The sequence below is a fragment of the Pseudomonas sp. SAS7 genome (assembly GCF_052112345.1).
Lineage (GTDB): Bacteria > Pseudomonadota > Gammaproteobacteria > Pseudomonadales > Pseudomonadaceae > Aquipseudomonas > Aquipseudomonas putida_Q.
Genome location: NZ_JBEGGO010000004.1, coordinates 92,293 through 108,736 on the forward strand (window position 1 = coordinate 92,293; position 16,444 = coordinate 108,736).

General features: G+C 64.2%; 11 protein-coding genes and 1 pseudogene. 9 read left to right on the forward strand and 3 right to left on the reverse strand.

Annotated elements, in window-relative coordinates; genetic code table 11:
* Positions 1 to 87 precede the first annotated feature (87 nt).
* From ABI582_RS08475 to ABI582_RS08500, 6 genes and pseudogenes are all read left to right on the forward strand, one after another.
* The gene (locus ABI582_RS08475; protein ID WP_442118949.1) at positions 88 to 834 is read left to right on the forward strand and encodes an amino acid ABC transporter permease; all 747 of its coding nucleotides are present in this window, start codon (positions 88 to 90) and stop codon (positions 832 to 834) included.
* Positions 835 to 1,506, forward strand: coding sequence for an amino acid ABC transporter permease (locus ABI582_RS08480; protein ID WP_016488795.1), 672 nt, complete (start codon positions 835 to 837; stop codon positions 1,504 to 1,506). It abuts the gene before it with no gap.
* Positions 1,503 to 2,237 carry an amino acid ABC transporter ATP-binding protein gene (locus ABI582_RS08485; RefSeq protein ID WP_442118950.1) on the forward strand — a complete coding sequence of 245 codons (735 nt, stop codon included), beginning with the start codon at positions 1,503 to 1,505 and terminating at the stop codon, positions 2,235 to 2,237. Before ABI582_RS08480 ends, ABI582_RS08485 begins: the two co-directional genes overlap by 4 nt.
* Positions 2,238 to 2,306: 69 nt before the next feature.
* Positions 2,307 to 4,211, forward strand: coding sequence for a sensor histidine kinase (locus ABI582_RS08490; protein WP_442118951.1), 1,905 nt, complete (start codon positions 2,307 to 2,309; stop codon positions 4,209 to 4,211).
* Positions 4,208 to 5,536 carry a sigma-54-dependent transcriptional regulator gene (locus tag ABI582_RS08495; protein WP_338745024.1) on the forward strand — a complete coding sequence of 443 codons (1,329 nt, stop codon included), beginning with the start codon at positions 4,208 to 4,210 and terminating at the stop codon, positions 5,534 to 5,536. The genes ABI582_RS08490 and ABI582_RS08495 overlap by 4 nt, the downstream gene beginning before the upstream one ends.
* Before the next feature lie 25 nt (positions 5,537 to 5,561).
* A pseudogene (locus ABI582_RS08500) lies at positions 5,562 to 5,895 on the forward strand (GlpM family protein).
* A 117-nt stretch (positions 5,896 to 6,012) separates the two neighbouring features.
* Here the strand turns inward: ABI582_RS08500 and ABI582_RS08505 are convergent.
* Positions 6,013 to 7,008 (reverse strand): alpha/beta fold hydrolase, encoded by a 996-nt coding sequence (locus ABI582_RS08505; RefSeq protein ID WP_442118952.1) that lies wholly within the window; start codon positions 7,006 to 7,008, stop codon positions 6,013 to 6,015.
* A gap of 196 nt (positions 7,009 to 7,204) precedes the next feature.
* Here ABI582_RS08505 and metR point away from each other — a divergent pair, with 196 nt between their 5' ends.
* Positions 7,205 to 8,122 carry a transcriptional regulator MetR gene (gene metR, locus ABI582_RS08510; RefSeq protein WP_012273904.1) on the forward strand — a complete coding sequence of 306 codons (918 nt, stop codon included), beginning with the start codon at positions 7,205 to 7,207 and terminating at the stop codon, positions 8,120 to 8,122.
* Here the strand turns inward: metR and ABI582_RS08515 are convergent.
* On the reverse strand, positions 8,106 to 8,519 hold the full coding sequence (locus ABI582_RS08515) for an NUDIX hydrolase (protein WP_442118953.1): 414 nt from the start codon (positions 8,517 to 8,519) through the stop codon (positions 8,106 to 8,108). The two genes, metR and ABI582_RS08515, sit on opposite strands and share 17 nt — an antisense overlap.
* 126 nt (positions 8,520 to 8,645) lie before the next feature.
* Between ABI582_RS08515 and ABI582_RS08520 the strand changes: the two genes are divergently transcribed.
* Positions 8,646 to 12,926 carry a DEAD/DEAH box helicase gene (locus ABI582_RS08520; protein WP_442118954.1) on the forward strand — a complete coding sequence of 1,427 codons (4,281 nt, stop codon included), beginning with the start codon at positions 8,646 to 8,648 and terminating at the stop codon, positions 12,924 to 12,926.
* Between the two features lie 272 nt (positions 12,927 to 13,198).
* On the forward strand, positions 13,199 to 14,818 hold the full coding sequence (locus ABI582_RS08525; RefSeq protein WP_442118955.1) for an FMN-binding glutamate synthase family protein: 1,620 nt from the start codon (positions 13,199 to 13,201) through the stop codon (positions 14,816 to 14,818).
* Positions 14,819 to 14,942: 124 nt separating this feature from the next.
* Here the strand turns inward: ABI582_RS08525 and ABI582_RS08530 are convergent, their stop codons facing one another.
* A complete protein-coding gene (locus ABI582_RS08530) occupies positions 14,943 to 16,361 on the reverse strand; it encodes an amino acid permease (RefSeq protein ID WP_338745029.1) in 1,419 nt (472 codons plus the stop codon).
* Between the last annotated feature and the right edge of the window lie 83 nt (positions 16,362 to 16,444).

Consider the following 16,444-nt stretch of genomic DNA (forward strand, 5'->3'; position numbering starts at 1 on the left):
TTAGTGTCTAACCTTTCATCCGAGGGCGCCAAGCGCCCCCGGATGCTCGAAGGTGCCCGTGAAACAACCGTCTGAGGGGAAATCCCGATGAATTACAACTGGGACTGGGGCGTGTTCTTCAAGTCCACCGGCGTGGGCAGCGAAACCTATCTGGACTGGTACATCACCGGCCTGGGCTGGACCATCGCCATCGCCATCACCGCCTGGATCATTGCGCTGCTGCTGGGGTCACTCCTCGGTGTCATGCGTACCGTGCCGAACCGCCTGGTATCGGGCATCGCTACCGCCTATGTGGAACTGTTCCGCAACGTGCCACTGCTGGTGCAGCTGTTCATCTGGTACTTCCTGGTACCGGACCTGCTGCCGGAAGGCTTGCAGGAATGGTTCAAGCAGGACCTCAACCCGACCACCTCGGCGCTGATCAGCGTGATCGTCTGCCTGGGCCTGTTCACCGCCGCCCGCGTCTGCGAACAGGTGCGTACCGGTATCCAGGCGCTGCCCAAGGGCCAGGAAGCCGCCGCCCGCGCCATGGGTTTCAGCCTCCCGCAAATCTATAACAACGTGCTGCTGCCGCAGGCTTACCGGATCATCATTCCGCCGCTCACCTCCGAGTTCCTCAACGTCTTCAAGAACTCCTCGGTGGCGTCGCTGATCGGCCTGATGGAGCTGCTGGCGCAGACCAAGCAGACCGCCGAGTTCTCCGCCAACCTGTTCGAAGCATTCACCCTGGCCACGCTGATCTACTTCACCCTGAACATGGGCCTGATGCTGCTGATGCGCATGGTCGAGAAGAAAGTCGCCGTGCCTGGCCTGATTTCCGTGGGGGGCAAGTAAATGGACATGGATTTCAGCGAAATCATCCCGGCCCTGCCTGCCCTGTGGGAAGGCATGGTCATGACCCTGCAGCTGATGGTCATGGGCGTTGTCGGCGGTATTGCACTGGGCACCATCCTGGCCCTGATGCGCCTGTCGTCGAGCAAGCTGCTGTCGCGGGTAGCCGGCGCTTACGTCAACTATTTCCGCTCGATCCCGCTGCTGCTGGTGATCACCTGGTTCTACCTGGCGGTACCGTTCGTGCTGCGCTGGATAACCGGCGAAGACACGCCAGTGGGTGCGTTCACCTCTTGCGTGGTGGCCTTCATGATGTTCGAGGCCGCGTACTTCTGCGAAATCGTGCGTGCCGGCGTGCAGTCGATTTCCAAAGGCCAGATGGGCGCCGCGCAGGCGCTGGGCATGAACTACGCGCAAACCATGCGCCTGATCATCCTGCCCCAGGCCTTCCGCAAGATGACCCCGCTGCTGTTGCAGCAGAGCATCATCCTGTTCCAGGACACCTCGCTGGTGTATACCGTGGGCCTGGTGGACTTCCTCAACTCGGCACGTTCCAACGGCGATATCATCGGGCGCTCCCATGAGTTCCTGATCTTCGCCGGCGTCGTCTACTTCATCATCAGCTTCTCCGCTTCGTGGCTGGTCAAGCGCCTGCAAAAAAGGATCACCGTATGATTTCCATCAAGAACGTCAACAAGTGGTACGGCGACTTCCAGGTACTGACCGATTGCAGCACCGAGGTCAAGAAAGGTGAGGTAGTGGTGGTGTGCGGCCCCTCGGGCTCGGGCAAGTCCACCCTGATCAAATGCGTCAACGCGCTGGAGCCGTTCCAGAAAGGCGACATCGTGGTCGATGGCACGTCGATCTCCGACTCGAAGACCAACCTGCCCAAGCTGCGTTCGCGGGTGGGCATGGTGTTCCAGCACTTCGAGCTGTTCCCGCACCTGACCATCACCGAAAACCTGACCATCGCGCAGCGCAAGGTACTGGGCCGTAGTGAGGCAGAAGCGACCGAGAAGGGTCTGGCCCTGCTTGAGCGCGTAGGCCTCAGCGCCCATGCCAAGAAGCACCCCGGCCAACTCTCGGGTGGGCAGCAGCAACGTGTGGCGATCGCCCGCGCCCTGGCCATGGACCCGATCGTCATGCTGTTCGACGAACCCACCTCGGCACTGGACCCGGAAATGGTCAGCGAGGTGCTGGACGTGATGGTGCAACTGGCCCACGAAGGCATGACCATGATGTGCGTGACCCACGAGATGGGCTTTGCCCGCAAGGTTGCCAACCGGGTCATCTTCATGGACAAGGGCAGCATCATCGAAGACTGCACCAAAGAAGAGTTCTTCGGCGATCAAAGCGCCCGCGACCAGCGCACCCAGCACTTCCTCAGCAAGATCCTGCAGCACTAAGCCAGCCACTGCATCCGCTGCCACGGGACCCACCGGGCAGCGGATGCTGGTCGTGACAAGGCCACTGTGATGAAATGCGACCCCTCGCTACTTCGCCCTGCCAAGCCTGCCGTGAAATCCCGTCTGATCCGCCAACTGCTATTACCGCCACTGATCATCCTGCTGATGGTCGGCTTAGGGCTGGCTGGCTACCTGATCAGCGAGAGCAACGGTATTCGCACCCTCAGCGAAAACGGCGAACGCCAGCTGGAGCTGCACGCGCGCACGGTCGAAAGCGAAATCAGCAAGTACACCTACCTGCCGAGCCTGCTGGAGCTGGAAGACAGCGTCTCGCACCTGCTCACCGACCCGGATGGCGGCTCCCGCCAGGCGGTCAACGAATACCTTGAGGGCCTGAACAGGCGCAGCCGCAGCCGCGCCATTTTCGTCCTCGATACCAATGGCCGGGTACAGGCCACCAGCAACTGGCGCGACGCCGACTCGTTCCTCGGTGAAGACCTGTCGTTCCGTGCCTACTTCCAGACCGCCGTGCGCGGCGAGCCCGGGCGGTTCTACGGCATCGGCAGCACCACTGGGGAGGCCGGCTATTACCTGGCCCATGGGCTTGAAGAGCACGGCAAGATCATTGGCGTGGCAGTGATCAAGGTGCGTCTGGACACCCTCGAAGAGCGCTGGCAGCGTGCCCGCCTGGAGGCGTTCGTCAGCGACGAAAACGGCATCATCATCCTTTCCAGTGACCCGGCCCGGCGCCTGAAATCGGTGCGCCCGCTGACCCCGCAAATCAAGGAGCGCCTGGCGCGCAGCCTGCAATACTACTGGTGGCCGCTCAACGAACTGCAGCCACTGGCCCGGGAAACCCTGGCCGATGGCGTAGAAAAACTGACCTTCCCGGCCAACAGCGAAACTGCCCAGGGCAAGCCGCACGAAGTCGCCTACCTGGCCCAGACCCGGCGCCTGGCCGACACGCCTTGGCACTTCACCCTGCTGACCCCGCTGCAGGACCTGCGCCGCGAATCCATGGTGCAGGGCATCCTGGTGGGCGTGGCATTTGCCTTGCTGGCAATCCTCGGCATTGCCTGGAACGAGCGACGCAAGGTCATCGCCACCCGCTTGGCGGCCCGCGAGGCCCTTGAGGAAGCCAACAGCCAGCTGGAACGGCGCATTGCCGAGCGCACGGCAGACCTGCGCGCCAGCAACGAACGCCTGAAAGGCCAGATTCGCGAGCGCCGACATGCCGAGCAGACCTTGCGCCACGCCCAGGATGAGCTGGTGCAGGCTGGCAAGCTGGCCGCCATCGGGCAGATGTCCACCAGCATTGCCCATGAGCTGAACCAGCCGCTGGCCGCGCTGCGCACGTTGTCTGGCAACACTGTGCGCTTCCTCGAGCGCGGGGCACTGGAAACCGCCAGCACCAACCTGCGCACCATGAACGACCTGATCGACCGCATGGGGCGCATCACCGCCAGCCTGCGCTCGTTCGCCCGGCGTGGTGACGACAGCGGCCAGGCCTCGCTGGCCAAGGCGGTGGAAGCCACCTTGCAGGTGCTGGCCAACCGCATCAGCGCCTGCCATTTGCAGTTGCACCACCATTTCGAGGACCAGCAACTGGCCATCGACCAGACCCGCCTGGAACAGATCCTGGTCAACCTGATTGGCAACGCCCTCGATGCCATGGCCGCGCAACCGTTGCCCGAGCTGTGGCTGGAAGGCGAGCTGCAAGGCGACAAGTACCGCCTGCAGGTGCGCGACAATGGCCACGGCATCGACGCCGAGGCGCGCAAGCACCTGTTCGAACCGTTCTTCACCACCAAACCGGGCGAACATGGCCTGGGCTTGGGCCTGACCCTGTCGGCGAGCCTTGCCGCCGCCGCCAAGGGCAGCCTCAACGTCGAGCACCCCGCCACCGGCGGCACGGCCTTCGTCCTGGCCCTGCCTCTGGTTTCACCCCCTAGCGAATCGGCAGAGCACCCATGAACCAAGCGCCTCTTACCGTCCTGATCGTCGAAGACGACCCGCATGTGCTGCTCGGCTGCCAGCAGGCACTTGCCCTGGAAGACATCGCCTGCGAGGGCGTGGGCAGCGCCGAACTAGCGCTGGAACGCATCGGCGACGATTTCGCCGGCATCGTCGTCAGCGATATCCGCCTGCCGGGCATCGATGGCCTTGAGCTGCTCAACCGCCTCAAGGCCCGTGACCGCAGCCTGCCGGTGGTGTTGATCACCGGCCACGGTGATATCGACATGGCGGTCGGCGCCATGCGCAATGGCGCCTACGACTTCATGGAAAAACCGTTCTCCCCCGAACGCCTGGTCGACGTGGTGCGCCGCGCCCTCGAACATCGCGGGCTGTCACGCGAGGTGGTGGCCCTGCGCCGCCAACTGGCCGAGCAGAGCAGCCTGGAGGGGCGCATCATCGGTCGTTCGCCGGCCATGGAACACTTGCGCGAGCTGATTGCCAACGTCGCCGATACTTCGGCCAACGTGCTGATCGAAGGCGAGACCGGCACCGGCAAGGAACTGGTCGCCCGCTGCTTGCACGATTTCAGCCGGCGCCAGGGCCAGCCCTTTGTGGCGCTGAACTGTGGCGGCCTGCCAGAGAACCTGTTCGAGAGCGAGATTTTCGGCCACGAGGCCAACGCCTTCACTGGCGCTGGCAAACGCCGTATCGGCAAGATCGAACACGCCAACGGGGGCACGCTGTTCCTCGATGAAGTGGAAAGCATGCCGATCAACCTGCAGATAAAGCTGCTGCGCGTACTGCAGGAACGCACGCTGGAGCGGCTAGGTTCGAACCAGAGCATCCCGGTGGACTGCCGGGTAATCGCCGCGACCAAGGCCGACCTCGACAGCATGGGCCAGAGCGGCCAGTTCCGCAGCGACCTGTACTACCGCCTGAACGTGGTGACCCTGGAGCTGCCACCCCTGCGCGAGCGCCGTGAAGACATCACACAGCTGTTCGAGCACTTCCTCCAGCAGTCCGCACTGCGCTTCGACCGTGAAGCACCGGCGCTGGACAGCCAGATCCTGTCACGCCTGATGGCCCACGACTGGCCGGGCAATGTGCGCGAGTTGCGCAACGTGGCTGAACGCCATGCCCTTGGCCTGCCAGCGTTCAAGAAAGGCCCCAGCGGCGGCACCAGCCAGGGCCTGGGCTTTGCCGAAGCGGTGGAGGCGTTCGAGCGCAACCTGCTCAGCGATGCCCTGCAGCGCACGGGTGGCAACCTGAGCCAGGCCAGCCATGAGTTGGGCATGGCCAAGACCACGCTGTTCGACAAAGTGAAAAAGTACGGCCTCGGCTGACCTCAACCTGAACTGGAAAGACAACGTGGATCTGGTATTCAAAGCTGCCTTGGGCGCTGGCGTGGTGCTGCTGCTAGCGGTGCTGTCGAAGACGCGCAACTACTACATCGCCGGGCTGGTGCCGCTGTTTCCAACCTTTGCCCTGATTGCCCACTACATCGTTGGCAAGGGGCGCAGCATTGCCGACCTGAAGACCACCATCCTGTTCGGTATGTGGTCGATCATTCCGTATTTCGTGTACCTGGCGACCGTATGTGCTGGTCGATCGCCTGCGCCTGGAGGCGTCGATGGCGCTGGCCACGGTAGCGTGGCTGATAGCCGCGACCGTGCTGGTGACCTTGTGGGTGCGGATGCACTGATCAAAATCCGCGCTGGCTTCTTCGCGGGCTTGCCCGCTCCCACAGGTTCTCCACAATGCCTGAGATTGGTGCGGGACCTGTGGGAGCGGGCAAGCCCGCGAAGAAGCCAGCGCGGCGTCAGAGCCCTGCGATGTGCGTGACCTCTTGCCTGTGCGCCTGCAAATAAGGCAACACGGCCCCCAGTAGCGGCGCCTTGAACGGCTCCTGAAAGCGGTGCGCCAGCCCCGGTATCAGCCGCAGCTGGCTGCCTTGAATATGCGCCGCCAGGTGCACGCCGTGCATAACCGGCAACAACGGGTCGGCCGTGCCATGCACCACCAGCGTCGGCACGCGGAGCTGGTTCAAAAGCTCGACACGGCTCGGCTCGGCCAGTATCGCCATGATCTGGCGCTTGGCCCCGTCGGGGTTGAACGCCCGGTCGTAGGCGACTGCCGCCTGCTGCAGCAACACACTGCGGTCGTCCCGCACCTCGGGGCTGCCCAGTGCCGCCAGCAAGTCGGCCTGCTGCTCGATGGCCACTTCGCGGTTTGGCGCGCTGCGCCGGGCCAGCAACTGCACCAATGCCGGGTCCGGCGCCGGCAGCCCAGCCGCCCCTGAACTGGACATGACCAAGGTCAGGCTGCGCACGCGCTCGGGTGCCATGGCCGCCAGGTGCTGGGCGATCATGCCGCCCATGCTCACGCCCAGTACATGAAACTGGCGCACGCCCAGCGCGTCCATCAGACGCAAGCCATCATCGGCCATGTCCGTCAGCGTATAGGGCGCTGCCACCGGCAGGCCCAGTTTGTAGCGTAACAGCTCGACCGTCAGGTTGGCCGACGGTGGCATCTGGTTCCAGCGCGACAGGCCAACGTCGCGATTGTCATAACGGATCACCCGAAAGCCCTGTCGGCACAAGGCCTCGACCACATCGTCCGGCCAATGGATCAGTTGCCCGCCCAGGCCCATGACCAGCAGCAAGGCCGGGTCCCCAGGCGCCCCGACGCTCTGGTACACCAGGCTGACCGCACCCAGTTCGGCACGCTGCACCGGCACCTGGGCGTCGCAACGCTGTTCGGCGAAACTCGCAGGTACGCTGAATATCAAGAAAACAAAAAGCCAAAAAGCCCGCATGGAAGAAACACCAGAATGCAGATCCCCAGTAGAGCGCGAGTCTGATGAATTTTGTTCGAGCGCGCTGCCACAGTTCGGTGACAGTTTCATGACTCCCGCCAGGCGGTGCGGCCGAACGCCCAGTCGACAGCCGCGCCATCATGAGAGAAACTCAACTCATTCCCTGTTTCTTCAAACCTATACCCCGGAGTCAGCAGTGCTGGAGATCCGTCACCTGAAAACCCTTCATGCCCTGCGCGAAGCCGACAGCCTGGTGGAGGCCGCCGAGCGCCTGCACCTGACCCAGTCGGCGCTGTCGCACCAGTTCAAGGAGCTGGAAGAGCGCTTGGGCCTGCCCATTTTCGTGCGCAAGACCAAACCGATCCGCTTCACCAGCGCCGGGCTGCGCCTGCTGCAACTGGCCGATGCCACCCTGCCACTGCTGCGCGGCGCCGAGCGCGACATCGCGCGCCTGGCCGGTGGCACTGCCGGGCGCCTGCACATGGCCATCGAATGCCACAGCTGCTTCCAGTGGCTGATGCCGACCATCGACCAGTTCCGCGATGCCTGGCCGGAAGTGGAGCTGGACCTGGCCTCCGGCTTTGCCTTCGCCCCCCTGCCGGCCCTGGCCCGCGGTGACCTGGACCTGGTGGTGACCTCCGACCCGGTGGACCTGGCAGGCATCACGTACGTGCCGCTGTTCACCTACGAGGCAATGCTGGCGGTGGCCAACCAGCACCCGCTGGCCAGCAAGCCTTACATGGTGCCGCAAGACCTGCTCGACCAGACCCTGATCACCTACCCGGTGGAGCGCGACCGCCTGGACATCTTTACCCGCTTCCTGGAGCCGGCCGACATCGAGCCGGCCGCCGTACGCACCTCGGAGCTGACGGTAATGATGATGCAGCTGGTAGCCAGCGGCCGTGGGGTATGCGGCATGCCGCACTGGGCACTGCACGAGTACAGCTCGCGCGGCTATGTGAAGGGCAAACGCCTGGGTGAGAAAGGCCTGTTCGCCACCCTTTATGCCGCCGTGCGCACCGACATGCTCGATGCACCCTACATGCGCGATTTTTTGCTCACGGCCAAAGACACCTCCTTCGCCACCCTCGATGGTGTCAGCGCGGTGCGTTGAGCGCCTGGCGGTACAGCGGCAGGATCAGGTCGCGGGTCAGCGGCGCCAGTTGCATGACGGGCGCCTGGTCAGCGGCCAGCCAGACCACCTCTTCGATCTCCGCAGCCGGGACTACGGCTGCGGCGCTGTCGACACGGAACAGCTCAGCCTGCACTTCGAAGCCTGGCTCGTTGGCGGCTGGGGCACTGAACTGGCCCAGGTGCACGGCCTGGCCCGGGTCGATGTGCAAGCCCAGCTCTTCGTGCAACTCGCGCACCAGTGCCTGCACCGGCGTTTCACCAGCATCGATCTTGCCGCCTGGCTGCATGAAAGCCCCGGTGCCGCGCTTGCGCACCAGCAGGGTGCGGCCTTGGGGGTCGATCAGCAGGGCGGCGGCGATGCGGATTATGTTCGGCATGGATCAGCTCACTCAAGAAATCAAAGAAGATATCGCCTGCGCCGGCCCTAACGCCGGCGCAGGCGACATAGCATCCGCGACGAACGGCCCCTTGCCAACCCGCCGCATACCCTCCATAACCAACACATGAACCTGCCCGCCAAACACCACCCGGTGCTCGAGCTGTTCCACCCTGCCGTGCGCACCTGGTTCCGTCGCCATTTCGCCACGGTCACTGAAGCCCAGGCACAAGCCTGGCCGCTGATCCACGCCGGCCAGTCGATGCTGCTCGCCGCGCCGACCGGCTCGGGCAAAACCCTCAGCGCTTTCCTGGCGGTGCTCGACGAACTGTTTCGTGAAGGCCTGGAGCACCAAGGTGAGCTGCCCGCGCAAACCCAGGTGATCTACGTTTCACCGCTGAAAGCGTTGTCCAATGACATCCGCCTCAACCTGCAAGCCCCGCTCGAAGGCATCAGTCAGGCCCTCGCAGACCAGGGCCTGAAAGCCCCACGCATCACCACGGCGGTACGCACGGGCGACACGCCACAAAAGGAACGTGCCGCCATGCGTAAGCTGGCCCCGCACATTCTGGTGACAACCCCAGAATCGCTGTACGTGTTGATGGGCTCTGCTTCAGGCCGTGAAGGCCTGGGCAACGTACACACGGTAATCGTCGACGAAATCCACGCCCTGGCCGGCAACAAGCGTGGCGCGCACCTGGCGCTGACCCTGGAACGCCTGCAAGCCTTGAGCAAACGGCCACTGCGGCGTATCGGGCTGTCCGCCACACAACGCCCGGTCGAGCGGGTGGCAGAGTTTCTGGCCGGTAGCGGACGCCCCTGCGCCATCGTCGATGTAGGCCATGCGCGCCAACGCGATCTGGCCATCGAAGTGCCGCCGGTGCCACTGGGCGCGGTGATGGCCAACGATGTCTGGGGCCTGGTCTACGACCGCTTGGCCACCCTGGCCCGCGAACACCGCACCACACTGGTCTTCGTCAACACCCGGCGCCTTGCCGAGCGCATCACCCGTCACCTCAGCGACCGGCTGGGCAAGGAGGCGGTAGCCGCGCACCATGGCAGCCTGTCCAAGGAGCTGCGCCTGGATGCAGAGCAGCGGCTCAAGAGGGGCCATTTGCAGGTGCTGGTAGCCACCGCTTCGCTGGAGCTGGGCATTGATATCGGCGATATCGACCTCGTGTGCCAGATCGCCTCGCCCGGTTCAATTGCCGCCTTCCTGCAACGGGTTGGCCGCGCCGGCCACCAGGTTGACGGCGTGCCCAAGGGGCGCCTGTTCCCCACCTCCCGCGATGACCTGATCGAATGCGTGGCCCTGCTGGACTGCGTGCGCCAAGGCGAACTGGACGAGCTGCACATACCCCGGGCACCGCTGGACGTACTGGCCCAGCAGATTGTCGCCGAAGCCAGCAACCAGGACTGGCACGAACAAGCCCTGTTCGACTGCCTGCGCCAGGCCACCCCCTACGCCGAGCTCGACCAGCGCCACTACCAGGCGCTGCTCACCATGCTCGCCGAGGGCTACAACGGCCGCCAGGGCATCCGCAGCGCCTATTTGCACCGCGATGCGGTCAGCGGCACATTGCGCGGCCGTCGCGGCAGCCAACTGACGGCGCTGACCAGCGGCGGCACCATCCCTGACAACGCCGACTACACCGTGCTGCTGGAACCGCAGGCGCTGAACATCGGCAGCGTCAATGAAGACTTTGCCGTGGAGAGCATTGCCGGCGATATCTTCCAGCTGGGCAACGCCTCTTACCGCATCCTGCGCGTCGAGCCAGGTCGCGTACGGGTGGAAGATGCCCATGGCCTGCCGCCGACCATTCCGTTCTGGCTGGGTGAAGCGCCGGGGCGCAGTGATGAGCTGTCTGCCGCCGTGGCCAGGCTGCATGCACGAATCGACCAGCAACTGGCAAAGGCTGACGGCGACACAGTCGAGGTACTGGCATGGTTGCAGGCTACCTTCGAACTGGGCGAAGACAGCGCCAGCCAGTTGCTCGACTATCTGGCCCGCACCCGCGAGGTGCTTGGCGCCCTGCCCTCGCAGGACACGCTGGTAATGGAGCGCTTTTTCGATGAGTCGGGCGGAACCCAGCTGATCATCCATTCACCCTACGGCAGCCGCATCAACCGCGCATGGGGCCTGGCCTTGCGCAAGCGCTTCTGCCGCACCTTCAACTTCGAGCTGCAGGCTGCCGCCAGCGAAGATGCCATCGTACTTTCACTGTCAACCAGCCACAGCTTCGAGCTGGACGAGGTGTGGCGTTACCTGAACAGCCGTAGCGCCGAGCCGATCCTCGTCCAGGCCCTGCTGGATGCACCGCTGTTTGGCGTGCGCTGGCGCTGGAACGCTGGCGTGGCCATGGCGCTGCCGCGCTTCGTGGGCGGGCGCAAGGTAGCGCCGCAGATCCAGCGCATGAAAAGCGAGGACCTGGTGGCCGCCGTGTTCCCAGACCAGATCGCCTGCCTGGAGAATATCGCCGGCGAGCGGCAGATACCCGATCACCCGTTGGTCGAACAAACCCTCGACGACTGCCTGCACGAGGCGATGGACAGCGAAGGTTGGCTGGCCCTGTTGCGACGCATGGAAAGCGGGGCGGTACGCCTGCTGTGCCGCGACCTGCCCGCCCCTTCGCCACTGGCGTCGGCCATTCTCAATGCCAGGCCGTACGCTTTTCTGGACGATGCCCCGCTGGAAGAACGGCGCACCCAGGCGGTACTCAACCGACGCTGGAGCGAAGTGCGCAGTGGCGACGACCTGGGCGCGCTGGACGCTGATGCCATCGCCGCCGTCGCGGCCGAAGCCTGGCCGCAGCCGGGCAATGCCGACGAAATGCACGAAGCGCTGATGGGCCTGGGCGCCATCAGCCAAGCGGAAGTGCAAGGCAATGCCAGCTGGGACCTGTTGCTCAGGCAACTGGCCAAAAACGGTCGGGCCTTGCGCCTGGCGGGCGAAAAGCTGTGGTTGGCGCGTGAGCGGTTGGGCCTGTTGCAGAGGCTGTATCCGGAGGCTGTGCTGGAGCCTGCCTTGCAGGTGCTGCCAGGCTTTGATCAGGTCATCGACCCGGACCTTGCCCTGAGTGAACTGTTACGTGCCCGCCTGAGTGGCCATGGCCCCAAGACCGCGGCACAGATAGCGGCACCGCTGGGCAAGCCGTTGCCAGCCATCGAGCAGGCGCTGGCCCGCCTGGAAGCCGAAGGCTATGTGCTGCGCGGGTATTTCAGCCCTGGTGCAACCGACCTGCAATGGTGCGAACGCCATTTGCTGGCGCGCATTCACCGCTACACGGTCAAACGCCTGCGCCGCGAGATCGAACCGGTCAGCCTGCAGGACTTCATGCGCTTTCTGTTCGACTGGCAGCGCCTGGCGCCCGACGAGCGCCTGCGTGGCCCGCAGGCGGTGGCCGAAGTATTGGGCCAGTTGCAGGGGTTCCCCAGCGCCGCCGGGGCGTGGGAGGCGGAGTTGCTGCCTTCGCGCATCCTGGACTACAGCCCGCACTGGCTGGACGATGCCTGCCGCAGCGGGCAGTTTGCCTGGAGCCGGCTGGCGGCAACGGTGGCGAGCAATACCCTGGCGAGTACCCCATTGGTGCTGCTGCCGCGCGACCAGCTGAACACATGGCGCAGCCTGGCGCCCGCCCCAACGGTAGATGCCCTTGGCCTGCGTGCGCAACGTGTACACGAGGCGCTGAAAACCCAGGGGGCGCTGTTTTTCGATGAACTGGCGCATGAGGCACATCTGCTGCCCAGCGAACTGGAAACTGCGCTTCAGGAGCTGGTGGGTTCGGGCCTGGTGGGCGCGGACAGTTTCACCGGCTTGCGCAGCCTGATCACACCTGCAGCCAAACGCAGCTCGCGCAACAGCCGTCGTGGCCACCCGCCGCTTTCCAGCAGCATGGCGCATGCCGGGCGCTGGGCACTGCTGCGCCGCAGCGATACGCCACCGGATCACGACCAGCGCCTGGAGGACATTGCCCGCACCCTGCTGCGCCGCTATGGGGTGATCTGCTGGCGGCTGTTGGACCGCGAGAGTGAAGTACTGCCGCCCTGGCGTGATCTGCTGCGCTGCTATCACCGGCTGGAGGCGCGTGGCGAGATCCGTGGCGGGCGCTTCATTGCCGGGCTGGCGGGTGAACAGTTCGCCTTGCCGGAGGCGGTGGGATTGCTGCGGCAGGTGCGCCGGCGCGAGCCGGATGGGACGCTACTGGTGATGAGTGCCAGTGACCCGCTGAACCTGATCGGCTCGTTGCTGCCCGGGGCGAAAGTGCCAGCGGTGAGTGGTAACCGCTTGTTGTATCGCGACGGGGTACCGGTGGCGGTGCGGGTGGCCGGGCGTTACTCGTATCTGGTCGAGGCGCCCGCACAAGAGCAGGAAATCTGGCGGCAGAAACTGCTGCGTAACGCGCTCTGAAAAGCAGCACCATTACTCAGGCTACCGCATAAACCTGTAGGAGCAGCCTTGTGCTGCGAAGAGGCCGGTAAGGCGGAAGATTGTCTTTGGCTGCAATGGCCTCTTCGCAGCACAAGGCTGCTCCTACAGGATAAGTGCCACGGCGCAGGTCTTGCCCGATTCGAGAATGATTTTCGCTACCCCGATTTTAATTTGCAGGGCCCTGCAACTTGGCTATGGTCGGGGTTTGCCCCCAGGCCCTGAGCCTGACCGCGCCATCGCAAGGACCCTGTATGAGCCTGTCACTTCTCAGCCGCTATGCCTTCTTCGCAGCCTGTGTGCTGTTCACTTTGGCGAGCCTGCCCTTCATCCACCACGAATGGTTGTGGCCGTTCACCCTGACCACGGGCATCCTCAGCCTGATCGGCCTGTTCGACCTGCTGCAGCAACGCCATGCCGTACGCCGCAACTACCCGATCCTGGGCAACATCCGCTATCTGGTCGAGGCCATTCGCCCGGAAATCCGCCAGTACCTGCTGGAGTCCGACAGCGACGCCCTGCCGTTCTCCCGCGCCCAGCGTTCGCTGGTGTATGCCCGGGCGAAAAACGAAGCCTCGGACAAACCGTTCGGCACGCTGATCGACGTGTACGAGTCCGGCTTCGAGTTCATCGGCCATTCCATGCGCCCGGCGCCGCTGGCCGACCCGGCCAGCTTCCGCGTCATGGTCGGCGGGCCGCAGTGTAGCCAGCCGTACTCGGCCTCGATCTTCAACATTTCGGCGATGAGCTTCGGCTCGCTCAGCGCCAATGCCATCCGCGCCCTCAACCAGGGCGCCAAGCTGGGCAACTTCCACCATGACACCGGCGAAGGCAGTATCAGCCCCTATCACCGCGAGCATGGCGGCGACCTGGTCTGGGAACTGGGCAGCGGCTACTTCGGTTGCCGCACACCGGACGGGCGCTTCGACCCTGAACGCTTCGCCGCCCAGGCGCGCAGCCCGCAAGTGCGCATGATCGAAATCAAGATGAGCCAGGGCGCCAAGCCTGGCCACGGCGGCATCCTGCCCAAACACAAGGTCACCCAGGAAATCGCCGAAACCCGCGGCGTGCTGATGGGCGAAGACTGCATTTCACCGTCGCGCCACAGTGCTTTCTCCACGCCAATCGAGATGATGCAGTTCATCGCTCAGCTGCGTGAGCTGTCCGGCGGCAAACCGGTCGGCTTCAAATTCTGCCTGGGCCACCCGTGGGAGTTCATGGGCATCGCCAAGGCCATGCTGGAAACCGGCATCCTGCCCGACTTCATCGTCGTCGATGGCAAGGAAGGCGGTACCGGCGCGGCACCGGTGGAGTTCACCGACCATATCGGTGTACCGCTGCGCGAAGGCCTGCTGTTCGTGCACAACACGCTGGTGGGCCTGAACCTGCGGGACAAGATCAAGCTCGGGGCCAGCGGCAAGATCGTCAGCGCCTTCGACATCGCCAGCGTGCTGGCCATCGGTGCTGACTGGGCAAACTCGGCGCGCGGCTTCATGTTCGCCATTGGCTGCATTCAGTCGCAGAGCTGCCACACCAACAAGTGCCCGACCGGCGTGGCCACGCAAGACCCGCTACGCCAACGCGCCCTGGTAGTGCCGGACAAGGCCCAACGGGTGCTGAACTTCCACCACAACACCTTGCGTGCCCTGGCCGAAATGCTCGCCGCGGCGGGCCTGGCGCACCCGGCACAGCTGGAAGCCAAGCACCTGGTGCGGCGCGTCTCGGCCACCGAGATCAAGCTGTTCTCGCAGATGCATGTGTTTCTGAAGCCGGGTGAGTTGCTGACCGGCGAGGTGAATGGGCAGTTCTATTCGCGGATGTGGCAACTGGCCCGGGCCGACAGCTTCGAGCCGCACAGCGAAGTGGCGGCCTGATAGAGCCCTGGGGCTGCTGCGTAGTCCGATTGCGACACAAGGCCGCGCCTACAGAAATACGCGATCTCCTGTAGGAGCGGCCTTGCGTCGCGATGGGCCGCAAAGCGGCCCCGGCTATTTCAGATCAGGAAGCAGTACTGGCCACACCTTGCAGGTCTTTCGGCGCCAGGCGCAACGCGTAGTACAGCACCGTCAGCAGCACCAGGAACGCCGGGCCAATGTACAGGGCCACACGGGTATCCTCGAAGTATGCCATCAAGCCAACCACCAGCACCAGGAAGCCCAACGCCAGGTAGGAACTCAGCGGCCACAGCCACATGCGGTACTTCAGCGCCTTGCGCTCGGCGGTAGTCAGGCCGGCACGGAACTTGAGCTGCGCCAGCAGGATCATCACCCAGGTCCAGATCGCACCGAAGGTGGCAATCGAGGTTACCCAGACAAATACCTTTTCCGGCACCAGGTAGTTGGCCAGCACGCCCAGCAGCAGCGCGCCAATCGACAGCAGCAGCGCATTGCGCGGTACGCCGTTTTTCGAGGTGCGGGCGAAGGCCGCCGGGGCCTGGCCGTTCTGCGCCAGGCTGTAGAGCATGCGCCCGGTGCTGAAGATGCCGCCGTTGCACGACGACAGCGCCGCGGTGATGACCACGAAGTTGATGATGCCGGCGGCGGTCTTGATGCCAAGGCGCTCGAAGGTCATGACGAACGGGCTGCCCTGGCTGCCGATTTCGTTCCACGGGTAGATCGACAGGATCACGAACAACGCACCAACGTAGAACAGCAGGATGCGCCAGAACACCGAGCCGATAGCCTGGGGGATGGTCTTTTGCGGGTTGCGTGCTTCGCCGGCGGTGAGGCCGATCATTTCCACACCCAGGTAGGCGAACATCACCATCTGCAGCGACATCAGCACGCCGGTCACGCCATTGGGCATGAAACCGCCGTTGCTCCACAGGTTGGAGATACCCAACGCCACACCGTCATTGCCGAAGCCAAAGGCAATGACGCCGATGCCGCCAAGGACCATGGCGATGATGGTGACGATCTTGATCAGGGCGAACCAGAACTCGAATTCGCCAAAGGCCTTCACCGCCACCAGGTTGACCGCGCCCATGCTGCCCAAGGCCGCCAGGGCCCAGATCCAGCGCGGTACATCGGGGAACCAGATGCCCATGTAGATGGCCACCGCGGTGATTTCGGCAACGCAGGTCACCAGCCACAGGAACCAGTAGTTCCAGCCGGTGAGAAAGCCCGCCAGCGGGCCGAGGTAGTCCTGGGCATAGCGGCTGAACGAACCGGCGACCGGGTTATGCACGGCCATTTCGCCAAGGGCGCGCATGATCACCAGAATGGCCAGGCCACCGATGATGTAGGAGAGCATGATGGCAGGGCCGGCCATTTCGATGGCTTTGGCCGAACCCAGGAAGAGACCGACGCCGATACAGGCGCCCAGCGCCATCAGGCGGATGTGCCGTTCGCCCAGTTCACGCTTGAGCGGGCCGCCTTCGTTGGCCTGGCCATGGGCAGAGTGGTTGCCGACTGGCATAGCAATACAACCTCATTTTGTTATTGGATTTGACCTTCGTGCAGCACCGGTCATGCCGATAGGCGTGACGTTGGCTTGCCAGG

What these genes read in the sequence shown, in the direction of transcription:
- ABI582_RS08475 (WP_442118949.1), top strand. Translation starts at nt 88, where the DNA reads ATGAATTACAACTGGGACTGGGGCGTGTTCTTCAAGTCCACCGGCGTG.
- ABI582_RS08480 (WP_016488795.1), top strand. Translation starts at nt 835, where the DNA reads ATGGACATGGATTTCAGCGAAATCATCCCGGCCCTGCCTGCCCTGTGG.
- ABI582_RS08485 (WP_442118950.1), top strand. Translation starts at nt 1,503, where the DNA reads ATGATTTCCATCAAGAACGTCAACAAGTGGTACGGCGACTTCCAGGTA.
- ABI582_RS08490 (WP_442118951.1), top strand. Translation starts at nt 2,307, where the DNA reads ATGAAATGCGACCCCTCGCTACTTCGCCCTGCCAAGCCTGCCGTGAAA.
- ABI582_RS08495 (WP_338745024.1), top strand. Translation starts at nt 4,208, where the DNA reads ATGAACCAAGCGCCTCTTACCGTCCTGATCGTCGAAGACGACCCGCAT.
- ABI582_RS08505 (WP_442118952.1), bottom strand. Translation starts at nt 7,008, where the DNA reads ATGCGGGCTTTTTGGCTTTTTGTTTTCTTGATATTCAGCGTACCTGCG.
- ABI582_RS08515 (WP_442118953.1), bottom strand. Translation starts at nt 8,519, where the DNA reads ATGCCGAACATAATCCGCATCGCCGCCGCCCTGCTGATCGACCCCCAA.
- ABI582_RS08520 (WP_442118954.1), top strand. Translation starts at nt 8,646, where the DNA reads ATGAACCTGCCCGCCAAACACCACCCGGTGCTCGAGCTGTTCCACCCT.
- ABI582_RS08525 (WP_442118955.1), top strand. Translation starts at nt 13,199, where the DNA reads ATGAGCCTGTCACTTCTCAGCCGCTATGCCTTCTTCGCAGCCTGTGTG.
- ABI582_RS08530 (WP_338745029.1), bottom strand. Translation starts at nt 16,361, where the DNA reads ATGCCAGTCGGCAACCACTCTGCCCATGGCCAGGCCAACGAAGGCGGC.